This window comes from Streptomyces sp. NBC_01450 (genome assembly GCF_036227505.1).
Lineage (GTDB): Bacteria > Actinomycetota > Actinomycetes > Streptomycetales > Streptomycetaceae > Streptomyces.
In genome coordinates this window covers 1,196,090-1,213,188 of the sequence record NZ_CP109481.1, presented here as the reverse complement: position 1 = coordinate 1,213,188, position 17,099 = coordinate 1,196,090, and the positions used below count along the sequence as shown (strand labels likewise).

Below are 17,099 nucleotides of genomic sequence, written 5' to 3'. Positions count from 1 at the left end.
TTTCAGGATCACCACACGCAACCACGAACGCCGGCACCAACACCGCCCGAAGCATCGGGGACCGGCTTGCGCCGGGTGGACCTCGATGAAGAAGTCCAGATCGACAGGGGAGGCCTCGTGCGGCCGGAATCCCAAGTCGCTGAGCACGCGGTGTGCCACGGATTCGCCGGGCTGGCCCACATCGCGCAGACCCAAGAGCCGGACGCGACGTCGACGAGGACGTACTCGGTGCGCCCGTCGCGTTCCATCGTCAGGCGCTGTGCGTGGGGAGCTGCGAGCTGCACGACGAAGCGGGACGTCCAGTCGTTCAGTGCGTCGGTACCGGTGATGGCCTCGCGCTCCTTGCCCTTGCTGAGGTCGGGGGGCAAGCCCAGCGCGGGCGGCACGTGCGGGCGCGCGAGCATGAAGCTGACCTGACCACTCAGCAGTGGCCCGCTTGCCGTGCCGTCGTCGTGGACGGTCAGGCGTGCGACTTCCGACGAGCCGAGCCAGCCACCGATGGTCGTCAGGATCAGGCCACCGGGTCGGGTCTGCTCGATCCAGGCCGCAGGAACGGTGCGCACGCCGCAGGTAGCGAGCACCCGGTCGTACGGGGCCCCTTCGGCGTAGCCGAGGAGGCCGTCGCCGCTGACGAGCGTGGGGTACATCCCCCGTCGACCCAGGGCTGTCCGTGCACGGGCGGAACCAGGAGCAGGAGCAGCTCTCCCCCCGGCGCCGCGAGGTACTCGACGCCGTACGGGGCGCCGGTACCCCGCTGGGCGTCATCGAGGTCGCCGACCGGCTCGCCGTGCACCCGAACACGGTGCGCTTCCACCTCGACGCACTCGTGACGCAGGGCCGCGTCGAGCGGGCGGTGGAGCAACCCTCGGGTCCCGGACGGCCGCGCACGGTCTACGCGCCGCGACGGGGAATGGACCAGGGCGGAGCGCGTCGCTACCGGCTGCTGGCCCGGATCCTGCTCAGCCAGCTGGCGTCGACGGGGGCCGGCGCTGAGGCCGCGGCCACCGACGCCGGACGTGCCTGGGGCCGCTACCTGGTCGAGCAGGTACCCCCCGCCCGCCAGCTGACCGCTGACGAGGCCGTCGACCGGCTGGCTGCCATGCTCGACGACCTGGGCTTCGACCCGGAGCTCACTGGTGACGACGGGCCGCCCGACCGTGTCCGGCTACGGCACTGTCCGTTCCTCGAACTCGCCGAGGAGTACGGCAGCATCGTCTGCCCACTCCACCTGGGCCTGATGCAGGGCGCCCTGGCCGAACTGCGCGCCCCAATGGAAGCCACCAGGCTCGAACCCTTCGCCGAACCCGACGCCTGCCTGGCACATCTCGCCCTCTCCAAGCCCGCATAGCTTCCCGTACCAGCACCCTGCCCGATTACGACACGCAGCGCGGGGCCCGCCCGCGCAGGAAACGAGGAACCCGTGTACGTCGCCGACACCGAAACCGCGACCCGCCGCCGTGCCCCCGTCACCGCCGGTCTGACCGTCGCACCGCTCACGACCGCCGCCACCTCCGACCAGGTCGCCGTCATCCACGTGGAGATCCCCGAGGGCGGGGGCCTGCCCGAGCACGACCACGGGGCCTCCCAGATCGTCCTGATCCCGGTCTCCGGCTCGGTTCAGGTGCGACACGGCCAGGACGTGCACACCTTGGTGCCCGGCTCGGCGGCACACATCGACACCGGTGAGCGGGTCAGCCTCGCCAACCTGGGCACCGAACCCGCCTCGCTGATGGTCGTGGCCTCACCCCCCGAGTTCGCGTTGCGGCTGGCTGCATGGCCGATCACCTGACGCACCGGGCGCCCGGCCCGCCCCGGCACCCTGGCACGCCCACCCTGGCGGTGGGATCACCCCGCTTCCGATGCCGCCGCCCTGAACAGGAGAGACCGCAGCAGTAATGAATACGACGTCGGCAGCCGTCGCAGGCGCCATCACCTTCCTCTGGCTCGGCATGGTGCTGGCGATCTCCTTCCTGGAGGCGCCACTGAAGTTCCGCGCCCCTGGAGTGACGATCCCCATCGGACTCAGCATCGGCCGGATGGTCTTCCGCGCGCTCAACCTCGTCGAGACCGCCCTCGCCGTCGTCGTGATCGCTGCGGTCGCCGCGGGCAGCCCCTCCGCAACCGTCGTTGCGCTCACCACGATCGCCGTCGTCGTCCTGGCCGGACAACTCGCCGTCGTCCGCCCGCGCCTGAACCAGCGTTCCGACGCCGTACTCGCGGGCGACGACCCCGCGCGGCGCCGCTCGCGCGCCCACCTGTGCTACGTCGCGTTGGAGATGGTGAAGGTACTGTCCCTGCTCGCGCTGGGCTGCGTGGCCCTGGCTCAGTGATCGGGACCACGCTCGCGACGCGGAACGGCTCGAACACGGCGCCCTCTCCTGTGCTGGTACGTCCTGGTTTTGATGGAACTTCCCGCGGCGCTATGTCCAACATGATGGCCAGCAACCCCTCATACCCGGTGTCGTTGACCAGGCGTGCGGGTACCCCACGCGCGTCCCCAGCCGGTGAACAGAAGGGCGGTCCGATGGCGTAACTGGTGACAGAAGCCGAGTGGGCGGCCCAGCGCCGCCTCGTCGGGGTCGTGCGCACCTCCGGCGTGCTGACCAGCGGCGGACTGGCCAAGTGGCGCGAGTGCCACACCGGGGATTGGGCGGCGTCCGCCGCGGAGCTGTCACGGGACCTGGCCACCCTCCATGTACCACACGAGACCGTCGTCGCATTCCGCCCGCCCTGGGCCCGCGTGGTGCATCGTCGCAAGGACCAAGAGGTCCACGTCCCGTTTGCGTACCGCGGTCGACCGGCATAGCGATGATGGTGCTGTTCTCCCTCGCCGCGGAGTGGCCGGCCTGCACGGCCAAACAGGCCAAGGCAATGGGTCTGATGTGCGCCGAGTGCCGCTTCGACCTGCGTACGCGCGGCGGCTCGCCTACAACATCCCCGTCCAGCCGGACCACCGACGCCTGGTGTGCGAGGACTGCTGCGGCAATGGACTGGACGAGCTGAAGCGCCTGACCGGCCCGCTTGCTGGATGAGCGGCGCGTACGGTCGCCCGATCACACTGTTGTCTACGCTCTGCAGGCGAAAGCGCAGGTGCGCAGAATCCTGGACGTCGCGAGTTGCCCGCTACTACGGCGGGTTTGGCCCGAACAGCACGCTCTCATACTCACAGTTTGGGAGTCGCCTTACGCCGCCGGGGCATCCGGCGGTACTCGGCCCACGGCTACGCTGGCCGGGTAGCGCCACTACCGTCAGCAAGAGGGCATAGCGCGTTAGCTTCATACGGTCGTGCAGCCCAGACATCAGGGCGCGAATCAGAATGCTTGAGCCACCGGGTCAGGGTTCGATCAATTTGTCCGAGGCGCAGCGCCACGTTCCGTCCGCGGCCGAGAGGCTCGGCGGCGGTCAGCGGCTGTTGGCGGCGCCGCGGACCACCGCCACTGGGCAGTGCGCATGATGCAGCATGGCCTGGCTTACCGATCCGAGCAGCAGTCCGGCAAAACCGCCGCGTCCGCGCGCACCGACCACCAGCAGCTGGGCCGTGCGGCTTGCTTCGATCAGCGCCTCCCGCGTCCCGCCGTGGAAAACCTCGCGTTTCACCCTTACACCCGGGTACGTCTCCTGGTGGCCGGCGAGCGCCTGGGACAGCAGACGTTCCTCCCTCGCGGCCAGCGCTTCCAGCTCGTTCGCGTACGGTATCGCCTCGTCCTGCGGCGCTGGTATCGGTGCGTTCCAGGTGGTCCAGGCGTGCAAAGCAACGATGTCGACCCCGCGTAGTGTCGCCTCAGCGAAGGCGAAATCAACCGCTCCGGCGCCGGCCGAGGAGCCGTCGACACCCACCACGATCGGTCCTGTGCCCTGGCCTTGCTCCCGGACGACTAGGACCGGGCACCGGCCATGAGCTGCCAGATGCACTGCAGTCGATCCCAACATCAGCCCGACGAAGCCGCCCATACCGCGCGACCCGACAACCACGAGTTCCGCGGCACGCGATTGCGCCTCCAGGACCGTCAGCGGTTCCCCCGTCACCACAGCGCGGGAGACATCCACCTCCGATGCCACCGTCCTGGCGTGCTCTTCAGCCTCAACCAGCAGGCGTTCCACCATGTTGCGCAAGCCGCCCTCCGGCGGGCCCAGCGGCGACGGGTCCAGCGGCACGTACATGGCGGGCCAGATGAACGCGTGCACTATCCGCAAACGTGCGCCACGCCACCGCGCCTCCCGAGCCGCCGCCTCTACCGCGGCCAAACTCGAGGCCGAACCGTCCACGCCCACCACAACCAGACCGCTCATCACACCTCCTGTGTCCGTACGTCCAGGTTCACTCCGACGACTTGCTGCCGCCAAAGGATCAAGAGGCCATCGATTGGCCCGTCCGGCATCCGAGCGGAGAGGCTGCCTATCACCGTTAGTAGCGGTCCAAACATGAACCGTCGAACAGTTCGGATGGCACGTTGCATCGAGGGTGGTTGGCTTCAAACGGGCGGGACGGATCGAGTCGTCGGGTTTCGACAGCCAGCGGCTCGACGTAGGAGCGCGGTCCCGCAGCGCTGCACCCGTACGGCGGTAGCGCTCGGTCGAAGAAACAATGAGGACATGGCTCCTTTGACGAGCGTGGGACTGCCACCCTCCTGGCATGCTTTGCCTGCCCGTGAGGTGGCCGATGGGCTCGATGTGGATCTTTCCTCGGGGCTGTCGTCGGCGGAGGCGGCCCGGCGGCTTGCGGAGTATGGGCCGAACCGGCTCGCGGAGGCTCCGCGGGAGCCTGGATGGCGGGCGTTCCTACGGCAGTTTCAGGACTTGCTGATCGTCATCCTTCTGGTTGCAGCGGTGGTCAGCCTGGTGGTGTCCCGGGAGTGGGAGACACCGGTGGCGATTGTCGTCGTGGTGTTGCTCAACGCGACGATCGGTTTTGTGCAGGAGTCTCGCGCCGAGGCGGCGCTGGATGCCCTCCGGCAGATGACCGTGACCACCGCCACCGTGCGTCGTGACGGCCGACTGGTGCGGTTGGACGCCGAGGAACTGGTGCCCGGAGACGTGGTCGTCCTGGCGGCCGGCGACCGGGTGCCCGCGGACGGCCGGCTGTTTTCGACGAGTTCGCTGGAAGTGCAGGAATCCGTCCTGACGGGTGAGGCGCTGGCCGTGGCGAAGCCGGCGGATGCCACCGTCGGGGCCGAGGTGCCTCTGGCAGACCGGGTGACCGCGGTGTACATGAACACGGCGGTCACCCGCGGTCGCGCGGAGGTCTTGGTCACCGACACCGGTATGGTCGGCGAGACCGGCCGCATCGCCGACATGCTCCACAAGCCCAGCCGGGGCCGACACCGCTGCAGCGGCAGATCGACGCCCTGAGCCGCACCTTGGCCTGGGTCTCCGGGGTGGTCATCGTCGCTGTGTTCGTCCTGGGGCTGGTGCGCGGGCAGGATTTCGGTGACCTGTTCGTCAGCGCCGTGTCCTTGGCGGTCGCGGCCATCCCCGAAGGGTTGCCGGCCGTCGTGGCATTCACGCTGGCCATGGGCACGGGCTGGATGGCCAAGCGAGGCGCGATCGTCAAACGGCTGGCATCGGTGGAGACCCTGGGCAGTACCTCGCAGATCTGCACCGACAAGACCGGCACGCTGACCTTGAATCAGATGACGGCGCGGGAGCTACTGCTGGCCGGCCGCCGGTTCACGGTTTCGGGGCAGGGTTACTCCTTCGAAGGCCGTATCCGCACCACCGACGGTTTGCCGGTGCCGGCCACCATGGACGATGCGTTGACCGCGATGGCCCTGTGCTCCGATGCCGTGATTCGGGACGGGCAGGTGGTGGGGGACCCGACCGAGGGCGCGCTGGTGGTGCTGGCCGAGAAGGCCGGCATCGATGTGGTCCGGCTGCGCCAGGAGCGGCCCCGGCGACTGGAGATCCCTTTCGACTCCGTTTACAAGTTCATGGCGACCTTCCACGACTGGACCGATGTCTCCGGCCGCGAGGTGATCCGGTGCTTCGTCAAGGGTGCCCCCGATGTTCTGGCCGACCGTGCGGATGGCTACCTCGGCGGCGAGACGATCCTGCCGTTCGACCAGGAAGCCCGGCAGCGCTACGACCAGGCCAACAGCGCCCTGGCCGGACAGGGCATGCGGGTGCTGGCCCTGGGGGCGGAAGACTTCCCGGCCGATGACTTCCAGGCTCCCGAGGACCCGAAGGAGCTGCTCGACCGGGTGGTGCTGCTGGCCCTGGTCGGCATCGTCGACCCACCGCGCAGGGAGGCGCGCACGGCGATCGCCGAGTGCCGCGACGCCGGGATCCGCGTCCGGATGATCACCGGTGACCACGCGATAACCGCCGGAGCCATCGCGGGTGAACTCGGCATCCCGGGGCAGGCCATCACCGGCGCCGAACTGGACCAGATCGACGACGATGCTCTGCCCGGCCGGCTCGACGAAGTGGGTGTGGTCGCCCGGGTATCGCCGGCGCACAAGATCCGGATCGTACGGGCGCTGCAGGCCCGCGGGGACGTGGTCGCCATGACCGGCGACGGAGTCAACGACGCACCCGCGCTGCGCCGGGCCGACATCGGGGTGGCGATGGGCATCACCGGGACGGAGGCGACCAAGGAAGCCTCGACGATGGTGCTGACCGACGACAACTTCGCGACCATCGTGGCCGCCGTCCGCGAGGGGCGGGGCATCTACGACAACATCGTGAAGTTCGTCCGCTTCCAGGTCTCGACAGCGTTGGGCTTCGTGACCACGTTCCTGGTCAGCTCGCTGACCGGCCTGGCAGGCGGCGCACCGTTCACAGCGCTGCAGATTCTGTTCGTCAACCTGGTAATGGACGGCCCGCCGGCAATGTCCCTGGGAGTCGACCCTGTCAGCCCGGACGCGATGAGCAAACCCCCACGCCCGACCGGCGAACCCATCCTCAGCAGAGCGCGGCTTGCACGGATCCTGCTGACCAGCGCGGTGATGGCGGCAGGCACCCTAGCGGTGCTCACGTGGGCCCCAGGCCCGGAGGCGGAACCGGGACAGGCCACCGTCGCAGGCACCATGGCCTTCGTCACCTTTGTCTTCTTCCAGGTCTACAACCTGCTCAACGTCCGGCACGACACACACAGCGTGTTCAGCAGGAGGACGTGGGAGAACCCCTCCATGTTCGTCGCCGGTGCCGCCGTGATCGTGCTGCTCGTCCTCATCGTCGAGATGGACGCTCTGCACGGCTTCTTCACCACGACCAACCTGACCTCCAGCCAGTGGCTCCTATGCGCAGCCGTCGGCTCGACCATCCTGTGGGCCGGCGAGCTGGTCAAGACCGCGCTCCGGGCCCGTACCCGCCGCCGCACACGCTCGCGGACCATGCAGCCGCCGCCCATCGGAACACACTGATCTTTTGGTTGCTCGGACTGCTCAGCCATTGGTCGCGGGCGGGCCGACGCGATCACCGGGTATGCGCCATAGGCCTGCTCAGTGCTGGTCGTACACCAGGAGGCCGTCGTCACGCAGCCGGGCACCAACCGTCGGCCGGTGTTCCGTGAGCCGCCCGTCATGGGACAGGTGCAGCACCGGGGTCCTGCGCGCGAGTACCGCGAAATCGGCGATGATCCGACGGTGACAACGCCACCACACCGCCTCCGCGCACATGACCGTGGTGCGTACGGCCGCGGCCTGCATGAGCAGTTCGTCCATTGCTGCCACGAACTGCGGGTCTCGCGTGTACCCGGCGTATCCGCGGAAGGAGGCGTTCTGCCAGAACGTATCGGGTGAGTCCGGCGCGGTCTTGCGGAAACCTCCGAGCCGGCACTCCCACCGGTAGGCGATCCCCTGACGCGGCATCCACTGCTCCAGGGCGCCTCGGTTCGTGTCCGGGTTGTGGCGGCTTCCAGGAGCAGTGCGGACGTCGACCACGGCCAGCACATCGGCGCCGTCGAGAAGGGCGGCCATCTGTTCTCTGGTGGCGGTGCTGTGCCCGAAGGTGAGCAGCTCTCTGCTGTCCTTGGCTGTGCGGTTCACCGGTCAGCCGTGTTTGGCAACGGTGAGGAGCACGGCCGCGTCGTCGATCGCCTGGAGGCTGTGGCGGGCCGGGGGGATGACGATCAGGTCGCCGCTGCGCCCCTCCCACATGGTGTCGCCGCTGGCGAGGCGTACGCGTCCGTGCAGCACGAGCAGGGTTGCTTCTCCGGGGTTCTCGTGCTCGGCCAGCGATGTGCCGGCGGTCAGGGCGAGGACGGTCTGGCGCAGTGTGTGCTGGTGGCCGCCGTAGACAGTTGTGGCGCTGCGCCCGCTGGAGCTGGCGGCGGCGCGTTCCAGTTGCTCACGAGCCTGTACGTCCAGGGAGATCTTCTGCATGTGTGCGGTCTCCGGGGGTATGTGTGGCGGCACGCGTTGGTGCGCGGTTCGGGCATTGGTCAGCCGCGGGTGCCGATGCGATGTCGGCGTTGTCCGCTGGTTCCTGGTTCACTGGTGGCGCCGGGAGGCGGCTGCGGTAGAGGCTGTAGAGCGGCAACAGGTATCACAGCGGATCGCTCCTGGCGCGGACCAGCTGGCGTGGGGCCAGTCCGGAGAGAATGACCCAGGTGGTGGTGTCAGGGATCTGGTAGGTCAGCGGCGCGTGGGCGTCGCGGTGAGGTCGTGGCTGGCGGCGAACAGGTCGCGGAATCGCCCCGGGGATGCTCTGCCGGTAGTCGTAAACGCCACCGAACAGGTTGCTGCTGCCGTGGGTACGCGGCGGTGTGTTGTCGATGCTTCGGGGAGCCTCCGGCGTGGGCTGGCGCGGTGTCATGTGGGGAGCAGGGTTCGCAGGGCGTAGGGCAGGATGCCGCCGTGTCGGTAGTAGTCGGCTTCCGTGGGGGTGTCCAGGCGCAGGCGTACGGTGAACCGCGTGGTGCCGCCAGGTCCTTCCGCTTCGACGGTGACCTCGTGGGGCAGCTCGGCCAGCCCGTGGACGGTGTACCTCTCCTCCCCGGCCAGGCCGAGGGAGCGGGCGTTGTCGTCGGCGGCGAACTGCAGCGGCAGGACGCCCATCCCGATCAGGTTGGAGCGGTGGATGCGCTCGAACGACTCGGCCAGGACGGCCCTGACGCCGAGCAGCGCGGTCCCCTTGGCGGCCCAGTCCCGCGACGATCCGGAGCCGTATTCCTTGCCGGCGATGATGAGCAGGGGGACGCCCTCGGCGGCGTACCGCATCGCCGCCTGGTAGATCGTGGTCCGCTCGCCGTCGGGCAGATGCCGGGTGTAGCCGCCCTCGGTTCCGGGGGCCAGCAAGTTGCGCAGCCGGATGTTGGCGAAGGTGCCGCGGATCATCACCTCGTGGTTGCCGCGCCGGGAGCCGTAGGAGTTGAAGTCCTCAAGTGCAATGCCGTGGGCTTGCAGATATTCGCCTGCCGGTGAGTCCCGTTTGATCGTGCCGGCCGGGGAGATGTGGTCGGTGGTGACCGAGTCGCCGAGCAAGGCCAGCACCCGGGCGCCGGTGATGTCATCCGGTGGCTGTGGCCTGCGGGGCATGTTCTCGAAGTAGGGCGGCTTGCGCACATACGTCGAGGCGGGGTCCCAGGCGAACAGGTCGCCCTCGGGGGTGGGCAGGGCCCGCCACTGTTCGTCACCGGTGAACAGGTCTGCGTAGCCGTCGGTGAACATGCTCGGCCGCAGGCTGGCTGAGATCACCTGCTGGATCTCTTCCTGGGTGGGCCAGATGTCGCGCAGGTACACGGGCCGGCCGTCGTCGCCGGTGCCTAGCGGGTCGCGGGTGAGGTCGACGGCCATTGATCCGGCCAGCGCGTAGGCGACCACCAGTGGCGGTGAGGCCAGATAGTTCAGTTTCGTCTCGGGGTGGATGCGGCCTTCGAAGTTGCGATTGCCGGAGAGCACGGACGCCAGCACGAGGTTGGCGTCGGCGGCCGCCCGGGAGACCTCGCTGATCAGCGGGCCGGAATTGCCGATGCAGGTGGTGCAGCCGTAGCCGACCAGGTCGAAGCCGAGCGTGTCCAAGTACGGGATCAGACCCGCGCGTTCGAAGTAGTCCATCACGACCCTCGATCCCGGCGCGAGGCTGGTCTTCACCCAGGGCTTGGACCGCAGGCCGCGCTCGACGGCCTTCTTGGCCAGCAGCGCGGCGGCGACCATCACCTGTGGATTGGAGGTGTTGGTGCACGAGGTGATCGCGGCGATCACGACGGCGCCGTGCCCGATCTCGAAGCTGCTGCCGTCCTCCAGCGTCACCGGGACGCGCTCAGGCGGCCGTGCCTTGCCCGTTCCGGTCGCATCGAGGCACCCCGGCCGGTCGCCGGGGTGGCTGCCGGTGACAGCCACCGGGTCGGACGCCGGGAAGGACTCCACGCCGCTCTGGTCCAGACCGACCGGGGCCGCGTCACAGGTCACGTCGCCGTCCAAGACAGCGCGGAGGACCCGCGAGGCGTCTGCCAGGACGATGCGGTCCTGCGGCCGTTTGGGCCCGGCGATCGACGGGACAATGGCCGACAGATCCACTTCGAGGGTCTGCGAGTAGTCAGGGGTGTGGCTGGGGTCGTGCCACAGTCCCTGCTCTTTGGCGTACGCCTCCACCAGCGCTACCTGGCCGGGGTCCCGGCCGGTAAGCCGCAGGTACGCAAGGGTCTCGGCGTCGATGGGGAAGATCGCGCAGGTGGCGCCGTACTCCGGGCTCATGTTGCCGATGGTGGCCCGATTGGCCAGTGGCACCTCGGCCACGCCGGGTCCGTAGAACTCCACGAAGGCGCCCACGACCCCGTGCTGGCGCAGCCGCTCGGCGATGGTCAGCACCAGATCGGTGGCGGTGCTCCCTTCGGGCAGCGCGCCGGTGAGCCGCACGCCGATGACCTTGGGGATGAGCATGCTCACCGGACGGCCGAGCATCGCTGCCTCTGCCTCAATGCCTCCCACGCCCCAGCCGAGCACACCGAGCCCGTTGACCATAGGGGTATGGGAATCGGTCCCGACCAGAGTGTCGGGGAAGGCTGTGCTGTCCTCGGCGAACACCACCCGGGCCAGGTGCTCCAGGTTGACTTGGTGGCAGATTCCGGTTCCAGGAGGGACGACGCGCAGGTTCCGCAGCGCGGTCTGCCCCCAGCGCAGGAACTGATAGCGCTCCAGATTGCGTCGGTACTCGAACTCCACGTTGCGGCTGAAGGCCGCTGGGGAACCGAAGCGGTCGGCGATCACCGAGTGGTCGATCACCAGCTCCACGGGCCGCCGCGCGTCGATCAGCGCCGGATCGCCGCCGAGCGCAGCCATGGCCTCACGCATCGCCACAAGGTCCACGATGCACGGCACCCCGGTGAAGTCCTGCATCAGCACCCGCGTGGGGGTGAACTGGACCTCGGTGGCCGGTTCTGCCGCCGGGTCCCACCCGGCCAGCGCGGCGATCTGGTCGGCGGTGACGGTGCGGCCATCCTCATTGCGCAGCAGGTTCTCCAGCAGCACCTTCAGGCTGTACGGCAAACGTTGGGAGCCAGGCAGGGCATCGAGCCGGTGAAACAGGTAGGAGGTGCCATCGGCGTGGAGCGTGCCGCGGGCGGCGAAGCTGTCCAGGGACATGCGTGTGCCTCCTCAGCATGGATCGGCGGCGATTCGCGCAGGCCCGGTGCCACCACGCGTGCCGGCGCAGGGTCCCCGCCCGGATCGGGCGCCCGCGCTGGGACTCCCGTACTGGTCGGCTCGTCGACCGCTCTGCCATCACGTCAGGTCGTTCACCTCGGCCCCGGTTGGTCGTGTCGACGGGGCCGGCGCACCCCGGCAGGGGGTACCCGCCCGGACAAGCGGAACGAGCCATCGCCAGTCTCGACCGCGCGTACCCGGCCCGCAAATGGTGCGTCCGGGAGCCCCGCGGCAGGTGGTGCGCGGCGGCCTCGGCCTGGAGCACCCCCTCCTGCGCGCCGAGCGCAGTGGTGATAGGACGGGTCGGGGGCATCGTCCGCAATTGCCCGAAACGGTGGGAAGGAGATGCCGGATGGCGAAGATCGCGATCAACGGGCTAGGACGCATCGGACGGGCCGCGTTCAAGATTCTCCACGACCTCGACGGGGTTGAGGTGGCCGCGGTCAACGACCTGGTCCCCGCCGAGAACCTGGCCTACTTGCTCACCCACGACACCGTCTACGGTCGCTACGGCAAGTCCGTCACCGCTGCCGGTGACGCACTGGTCGTCGACGGACACACCGTCCCGCTGTACAGCCGCCGCGACCCGGCCGAGCTGCCGTGGGATGACTTGGGAGTCGACCTCGTCCTGGAGTGCACGGGTGCCTTCCGGCGCGAAGAGGAACTGGCTCGGCACCTGTCCGCGGGCGCGCGGTTCGTCATCCTTTCGGCGCCCGCCCGTACCGAGACGATGGCCACTGTGGTCCACGGCGTGAACATCGTCCCGGCCGGGCAGCAGATCGTCTCCTGCGCGAGTTGCACGACCAACTGCATCACCCCGGTGGTGGAGGTGGTGGGCCGCAGAATCGGCGTGGAACGGGCCGTGATGACCACGATCCATGCCTACACCTCCACCCAGCAGCTCATCGACGGGCCCAGCAAGGACTTCCGGCGCGGCCGGGCGGGAGCCGCCAACATGCTTCCCGCCTCCACCGGCGCCGCGCTCGCCACCACCAAGGCACTCCCGGAACTGGCCGGTCGCTTCGACGGGGTGGCCGTCCGGATCCCGATCCCAGTCGGATCGATCGCCGACATCGTGCTCGTCACCGCCCGCTCTACATCTCCCGAGGAAGTGAACGGCATCTTCCGTGAGGAAGCCGCCACCGACCGCTACCGCGACATCCTCGGCGTGTCGGACGAGTCGATCGTCTCCAGCGACATCATCGGCGACTCCCGGGCCTCGGTCGTCGACGCGGCGATGACCCGGGTCGTGGACGGCACCCTGGTCAAGATCATGAGCTGGTACGACAACGAGTGGGGCTTCACCCACCAGATGGTCCGCGAGGCGCTCTCCGTGCTCGGCGTCACTCAACCGCGGTGAGACGCCCCACCGCAGTCGAGCGGACCGGCCGTTGCACCCACCAGGAAGGAACACGGTGAAGGTCAAAGAGATCATGACCACCCAGGTGGTCACCGTGTCCGAGGACACCCCGGTGGCCGACATCGCCGCAGTGCTGGGCGGGCACCGGATCAGCGCCGTGCCGGTCCTGGACACCGCCGGCGCAGTGGTCGGCCTGGTCAGCGAGTACGACCTGCTCGCCCGCCAGGGAGCCACCGCCCGCGAGGTGATGACCCGCGAGGTGATGACCGCCACTGAGGACACCGACATCGAGCAGGTACGCCACCTGCTGGTCGAACGCCGTATCCGACGCGTCCCGGTACTGGCCGGACAGCGCCTGGTCGGCATCGTCAGCCGGTCCGACGTGATCGCGCTGCTCACCACCGAGTGGGCCTGCCAGATCTGCGGGCAGACCGAGCGCGGCCCGCACCCGCCGCAGCACTGTCCCACCTGCGACGCCGGCCAGGACCGGTTTCTGCAGCAGGAACCGCCCCCCGGCAGCTGACGCACTGGCAGACAGCAGGCCCCGACAGCAGGAGACACCGGCCATGGACCCGACGCAGGACCATACCGAGCCACACCCACAGGCACCCCCGGCGAGTGAGGACCCGGCGGCGCTACGTGGTTACTACCGGCAGATGGCCCTGATCCGGCACTTCGAACTGCGGGCCGCGGAGATGTACACCCGGGCGAAGATCGGCGGCTACTGCCACCTCAACCTGGGCGAGGAGGCCACCGTCGTCGGCCTGATGGCCGCACTGCGGCCGACCGACTACCTGTTCACCACCTACCGCGATCACGGCTACGCGCTCGCTCGCGGCGCCGATCCCGGCAGGGTGATGGCCGAACTGTTCGGCCGCGCCACGGGCCTGTCCGGCGGGCGAGGCGGCTCCATGCATCTGTTCGACGCGGGACTGCGGATGCTCGGCGGCTACGGGATCGTCGGCGGCCAGATGCCCCCTGCGACCGGAGCGGCCCTCGCGATCGCCCACCGCGGCGCGCCCGGGCCGGACAGTGAGGCCGTGATGTGTTTGCTGGGCGACGGCACTACCAACATCGGCGCCTTCCACGAGTCGCTCAACCTCGCTGCCGTATGGCACCTGCCCATCGTCTACGTCATCGTCAACAACCACCTAGGTATGGGCACCCCGGTCGAGGCCGCCTCCGGGGAGCCCGCGCTGTACCGGCGCGGCTGCGCCTACCGGATCCCCGGCGCACGGGTCGACGGCAACGATGTCATCAAGGTCCGTGATGCCGCGCAGGCGGCCCTGGAACAGGCGCGTACCGAGCACCGGCCCCGGCTTTTGGAGGCGGTCAGTCACCGGCTGCGTGGCCACTCCGTGGTCGACCCGGCCCGCTACCGCTCCGCGCAGGAGACCGAGCGGCTGCGTGAGCAGGACCCGCTGCCCGCTTTCCGGGTCCGGCTGATCGAGGAACACATCCTCGATCAGGAGGCGGCGGACCGCATCGACGAGGAATGCGAGCAGGCGGTCACCGCCGCCGTCGACTTCGCCGACGCCAGCCCGCCCCCGGCCACGGAAACCCTGTTCGACCACGTGTACGCCACCGAGGTCGCCAACACCTACTTCGGCCTGCCCGGAGACACTCCGGCCGGTTCCGGGCTCTTCGCCGACCGCCCGGGGAAGGAGTAGCCGTGGCCGCTGTCACCTACCGCCAGGCGCTGCACGACACGCTGCGGGCGGAGATGCTGCGGGACGAGAACGTCCTACTGATTGGTGAGGAGATCGGCGTCTTCGAAGGCTCCTACAAGATCACCGCCGGGCTGCTGGCCGAGTTCGGGCCGCGCCGGGTGCGCGACACACCGATCTGCGAGGAGGGCTTCGTCGGCGCTGCGGTCGGCGCGGCCATGCTCGGCCTGAGGCCGGTCGTGGAGATCATGACCATCAACTTCAGCCTGCTGGCCATCGACCAGATCGTGAACCACGCCGCCAAGATGCACGCCATGTTCGGCGGCCAGGTCACCGTGCCGATGGTGATCCGCACCCCCGGAGGCGGCGGGCAGCAACTGGCCGCCACCCACTCGCAGAACCTGGAGGTGTACTACGCCCACGTGCCCGGGCTCAAGGTCGTCGCCCCCGCCACCCCGGCGGACGCCAAAGGGCTGCTGACCGCCGCCATCCGCGACGACGACCCGGTGCTCGTGCTGGAGAACCTGGCGCTCTACAACACCAAAGGCGAGATTCCCGACGGCGAGTACACCGCCCCCATCGGCACCGCAGCGGTCGTCAGGACCGGCAGCGATGTCACCGTCGTCGCCTACTCCCGGGGCACCGTGGTCGCCCTCGAAGTCGCCCGCCGCCTGGAGGCGGATGGCGTCTTGGTGGAGGTGGTCGACCTGCGCAGCCTGCGTCCGCTGGACCGGCAGACCGTGTGTGCCTCGGTGCGCAAGACCACCCGTGCCGTCGTCCTCGAAGACGACTGGCTCAGCTACGGCATCGGCGCCGAGATCGCGGCGACCATCGCCGAGGGGGCCTTCGACCGCCTCGACGCGCCCGTCCGCCGCGTCGCGGCGGCCGAGGTCCCCCTGCCGTACGCCAAGCAGCTGGAAACCGCCGCTCTGCCCGACGCGGCAGCCCTAACCCGGGTGATCTACGAAACCCTTGACGCCACCGGTTTCACCGCCCACCCCACCACACCCGCAGGCGGTTAGGAGGCCGCGATGCCTGAAGTCCTCATGCCCCGCCTGTCCGACACCATGGAGGAGGGCACCCTGAGCCGATGGCTCACACACGAGGGCGCCCCGGTCCGCAAGGGCGATGCCATCGCCGAGATCGAAACCGACAAGGCCGTGATGGAACTGGAGGCATACGACGAGGGGCCGCTGACCCGCATCCTCGTCGCCGAAGGCACCACCGTGCCCATCGGAACCCCTCTCGCCGTCATCGGAACCGAACCCCAGGCCGCGCCGGATGAGGCCGCACCTGAGCAAGCCCGGCAGACGGCCGCAGATGCCCCGGCACCCCCCGCCGGGCCGACCGAAGGCCCCGCGCGGACCGTCCCCGCCGGGGAGCCGCCCGCATCCGAACGCGGGGACGAGTACGAGGTGCGCACCTCCCCTCTGGCCCGCGCGCTGGCCCGCCAGCACGGCATCGACATCACCACCGTCACCGGCAGCGGCCCCGGCGGGCGTATCGTGCGCGCGGACGTGGACGACGCCATCACCCGGCACGGCGGACAACCAGGCGCCATCCGGCCCCCCACCGCACCCGAGCCCGCTCAGCCCGCCGGACCCGCCGCGGCGCACCCGACGCCCGCCGAGGAGGCCGAGGACGTCGAGGAAGTGCCGCTGAGCACCATCCGCCGCCTCACCGCACAGCGCCTGACCCAGAGCATGCAGCAGGCCCCGCACTTCTACCTGACCACCGTCATCGACGTCGAACCGCTGCTCGCCTTCCGCGCCGACATCAACGCGCAACTCGGCGAACCCGGCCTCCGCATCAGCGTCACCGACCTGCTCGTCAAAGCGTGCGCGACAGCCCTGCGCACCCACCCGCAGGCCAACTCCTCCTGGGACAGCACCCGCATCCTGCGCCACCGCCGCATCCACATCGGCATCGCCGTCGCCCTCGACGACGGCCTGACCGTCCCCGTGGTACACGACGCCGACCGCAAGACCCTGACCCAGATCGCCCGCGAGGCCCACGCCCTGGCCGACAACGCCCACGCCGGCCGCCTGGCCTTGGAGGACCTCAGCGGCGGCACCTTCACCATCAGCAACCTGGGCACCTACGGCGTCGACCATTTCACCGCCGTCATCAACCCGCCCCAGGCCGCCATCCTTGCCGTTGGCGCCGCGCAAACCCAGCCCGTCATCCGCGACGGTGAACTCGCCGTCGGCACCACCATGGCGCTGACCTTGTCCATCGACCACCGCGTCCTGGACGGCGCCACCGCCGCTGCTTTCCTCGCCGACCTCAAAACACTCCTCGAACACCCCTTGGGCATCGTGCTCTAACCGATGATGACGCTGCCCGCTCACACGTCCGGACTTCGCCTGTGCCGCCGGCCTGCGTCGCCCGCCGGCCGTGCGCCTGCGGCATCGCCGCACCACGGGTTCAGGCACCGCCCGTACAGCGAGGAGCACGGGGGCCCGGACCACCACGGCCCCAGGCTTCTGC

17 protein-coding genes and 1 pseudogene are annotated in these 17,099 nt (G+C 69.5%); 12 read left to right on the top strand and 6 right to left on the bottom strand.

The annotated features are described in order from the left end of the window. Positions 1 to 8: 8 nt before the first annotated feature. Entirely contained in the window at positions 9 to 647 is a 639-nt protein-coding gene (locus OG568_RS54145) for a hypothetical protein (protein WP_329537399.1), read from the bottom strand. Between the two features lie 17 nt (positions 648 to 664). On the opposite strand from OG568_RS54145, the gene OG568_RS54140 reads away from it, so the two are divergent. The 5 genes from OG568_RS54140 (at position 665) to OG568_RS54120 (ending at position 3,032) form a co-directional block, all read left to right on the top strand. Then, positions 665 to 1,348: a helix-turn-helix transcriptional regulator gene (locus OG568_RS54140; RefSeq protein ID WP_443077978.1), complete on the top strand. Its 684-nt coding sequence runs from the start codon at positions 665 to 667 to the stop codon at positions 1,346 to 1,348. A 72-nt stretch (positions 1,349 to 1,420) separates the two neighbouring features. Beyond that, entirely contained in the window at positions 1,421 to 1,789 is a 369-nt protein-coding gene (locus OG568_RS54135) for a cupin domain-containing protein (RefSeq protein WP_329537397.1), read from the top strand. Between the two features lie 106 nt (positions 1,790 to 1,895). Next, entirely contained in the window at positions 1,896 to 2,330 is a 435-nt protein-coding gene (locus OG568_RS54130) for a hypothetical protein (RefSeq protein WP_329537396.1), read from the top strand. A 206-nt stretch (positions 2,331 to 2,536) separates the two neighbouring features. Next, the gene (locus tag OG568_RS54125; RefSeq protein ID WP_329537395.1) at positions 2,537 to 2,806 is read left to right on the top strand and encodes a hypothetical protein; all 270 of its coding nucleotides are present in this window, start codon (positions 2,537 to 2,539) and stop codon (positions 2,804 to 2,806) included. Positions 2,807 to 2,891: 85 nt separating this feature from the next. After that, positions 2,892 to 3,032, top strand: coding sequence for a hypothetical protein (locus OG568_RS54120; RefSeq protein ID WP_329537394.1), 141 nt, complete (start codon positions 2,892 to 2,894; stop codon positions 3,030 to 3,032). Between the two features lie 370 nt (positions 3,033 to 3,402). On the opposite strand, the gene OG568_RS54115 is transcribed toward OG568_RS54120, so the two are convergent. After that, positions 3,403 to 4,290 carry a universal stress protein gene (locus tag OG568_RS54115; protein ID WP_329537393.1) on the bottom strand — a complete coding sequence of 296 codons (888 nt, stop codon included), beginning with the start codon at positions 4,288 to 4,290 and terminating at the stop codon, positions 3,403 to 3,405. Positions 4,291 to 4,689: 399 nt separating this feature from the next. Here OG568_RS54115 and OG568_RS54110 point away from each other — a divergent pair. Next, positions 4,690 to 5,600 (top strand): annotated as a pseudogene (locus OG568_RS54110) (HAD-IC family P-type ATPase); the annotation flags it as partial. A 30-nt stretch (positions 5,601 to 5,630) separates the two neighbouring features. After that, positions 5,631 to 7,361, top strand: a complete 1,731-nt coding sequence (locus OG568_RS54105) for a cation-translocating P-type ATPase (RefSeq protein ID WP_443077977.1) — start codon at positions 5,631 to 5,633, stop codon at positions 7,359 to 7,361. 78 nt (positions 7,362 to 7,439) lie between these two features. Here the strand turns inward: OG568_RS54105 and OG568_RS54100 are convergent, their stop codons facing one another. The 4 genes from OG568_RS54100 to OG568_RS54085 all read right to left on the bottom strand — a co-directional run bounded on the left by OG568_RS54100 (position 7,440) and on the right by OG568_RS54085 (position 11,522). Beyond that, positions 7,440 to 7,916, bottom strand: coding sequence for a DUF488 domain-containing protein (locus tag OG568_RS54100; protein ID WP_329538283.1), 477 nt, complete (start codon positions 7,914 to 7,916; stop codon positions 7,440 to 7,442). 72 nt (positions 7,917 to 7,988) lie between these two features. Then, positions 7,989 to 8,321, bottom strand: coding sequence for a cupin domain-containing protein (locus tag OG568_RS54095; protein WP_329537390.1), 333 nt, complete (start codon positions 8,319 to 8,321; stop codon positions 7,989 to 7,991). A 163-nt stretch (positions 8,322 to 8,484) separates the two neighbouring features. After that, positions 8,485 to 8,754 (bottom strand): hypothetical protein, encoded by a 270-nt coding sequence (locus OG568_RS54090; protein ID WP_329537389.1) that lies wholly within the window; start codon positions 8,752 to 8,754, stop codon positions 8,485 to 8,487. After that, positions 8,751 to 11,522 (bottom strand): aconitate hydratase, encoded by a 2,772-nt coding sequence (locus OG568_RS54085; protein WP_329537388.1) that lies wholly within the window; start codon positions 11,520 to 11,522, stop codon positions 8,751 to 8,753. The genes OG568_RS54090 and OG568_RS54085 overlap by 4 nt, the downstream gene beginning before the upstream one ends. Before the next feature lie 412 nt (positions 11,523 to 11,934). Here OG568_RS54085 and gap point away from each other — a divergent pair, with 412 nt between their 5' ends. The 5 genes from gap (at position 11,935) to OG568_RS54060 (ending at position 16,936) form a co-directional block, all read left to right on the top strand. Next, positions 11,935 to 12,942, top strand: a complete 1,008-nt coding sequence (gap, locus tag OG568_RS54080) for a type I glyceraldehyde-3-phosphate dehydrogenase (RefSeq protein ID WP_329537387.1) — start codon at positions 11,935 to 11,937, stop codon at positions 12,940 to 12,942. 73 nt (positions 12,943 to 13,015) lie between these two features. After that, a complete protein-coding gene (locus OG568_RS54075; protein WP_329537386.1) occupies positions 13,016 to 13,465 on the top strand; it encodes a CBS domain-containing protein in 450 nt (149 codons plus the stop codon). 43 nt (positions 13,466 to 13,508) lie between these two features. Next, a complete protein-coding gene (gene pdhA / locus OG568_RS54070) occupies positions 13,509 to 14,612 on the top strand; it encodes a pyruvate dehydrogenase (acetyl-transferring) E1 component subunit alpha (protein WP_329537385.1) in 1,104 nt (367 codons plus the stop codon). Positions 14,613 to 14,614: 2 nt separating this feature from the next. Beyond that, positions 14,615 to 15,631 carry an alpha-ketoacid dehydrogenase subunit beta gene (locus OG568_RS54065; protein ID WP_329537384.1) on the top strand — a complete coding sequence of 339 codons (1,017 nt, stop codon included), beginning with the start codon at positions 14,615 to 14,617 and terminating at the stop codon, positions 15,629 to 15,631. 9 nt (positions 15,632 to 15,640) lie between these two features. Then, a complete protein-coding gene (locus OG568_RS54060; protein ID WP_329537383.1) occupies positions 15,641 to 16,936 on the top strand; it encodes a dihydrolipoamide acetyltransferase family protein in 1,296 nt (431 codons plus the stop codon). The last annotated feature ends 163 nt before the right edge of the window (positions 16,937 to 17,099 follow it).

Bases quoted from the DNA above. Each gene is read 5' to 3' on its own strand.
- OG568_RS54145 (WP_329537399.1), bottom strand. From the start codon at position 647: ATGTACCCCACGCTCGTCAGCGGCGACGGCCTCCTCGGCTACGCCGAA.
- OG568_RS54130 (WP_329537396.1), top strand. From the start codon at position 1,896: ATGAATACGACGTCGGCAGCCGTCGCAGGCGCCATCACCTTCCTCTGG.
- OG568_RS54115 (WP_329537393.1), bottom strand. From the start codon at position 4,290: ATGAGCGGTCTGGTTGTGGTGGGCGTGGACGGTTCGGCCTCGAGTTTG.
- OG568_RS54105 (WP_443077977.1), top strand. From the start codon at position 5,631: ATGACGGCGCGGGAGCTACTGCTGGCCGGCCGCCGGTTCACGGTTTCG.
- OG568_RS54100 (WP_329538283.1), bottom strand. From the start codon at position 7,916: ATGGCCGCCCTTCTCGACGGCGCCGATGTGCTGGCCGTGGTCGACGTC.
- OG568_RS54095 (WP_329537390.1), bottom strand. From the start codon at position 8,321: ATGCAGAAGATCTCCCTGGACGTACAGGCTCGTGAGCAACTGGAACGC.
- OG568_RS54090 (WP_329537389.1), bottom strand. From the start codon at position 8,754: ATGACACCGCGCCAGCCCACGCCGGAGGCTCCCCGAAGCATCGACAAC.
- OG568_RS54085 (WP_329537388.1), bottom strand. From the start codon at position 11,522: ATGTCCCTGGACAGCTTCGCCGCCCGCGGCACGCTCCACGCCGATGGC.
- gap (WP_329537387.1), top strand. From the start codon at position 11,935: ATGGCGAAGATCGCGATCAACGGGCTAGGACGCATCGGACGGGCCGCG.
- OG568_RS54075 (WP_329537386.1), top strand. From the start codon at position 13,016: ATGACCACCCAGGTGGTCACCGTGTCCGAGGACACCCCGGTGGCCGAC.
- pdhA (WP_329537385.1), top strand. From the start codon at position 13,509: ATGGACCCGACGCAGGACCATACCGAGCCACACCCACAGGCACCCCCG.
- OG568_RS54060 (WP_329537383.1), top strand. From the start codon at position 15,641: ATGCCTGAAGTCCTCATGCCCCGCCTGTCCGACACCATGGAGGAGGGC.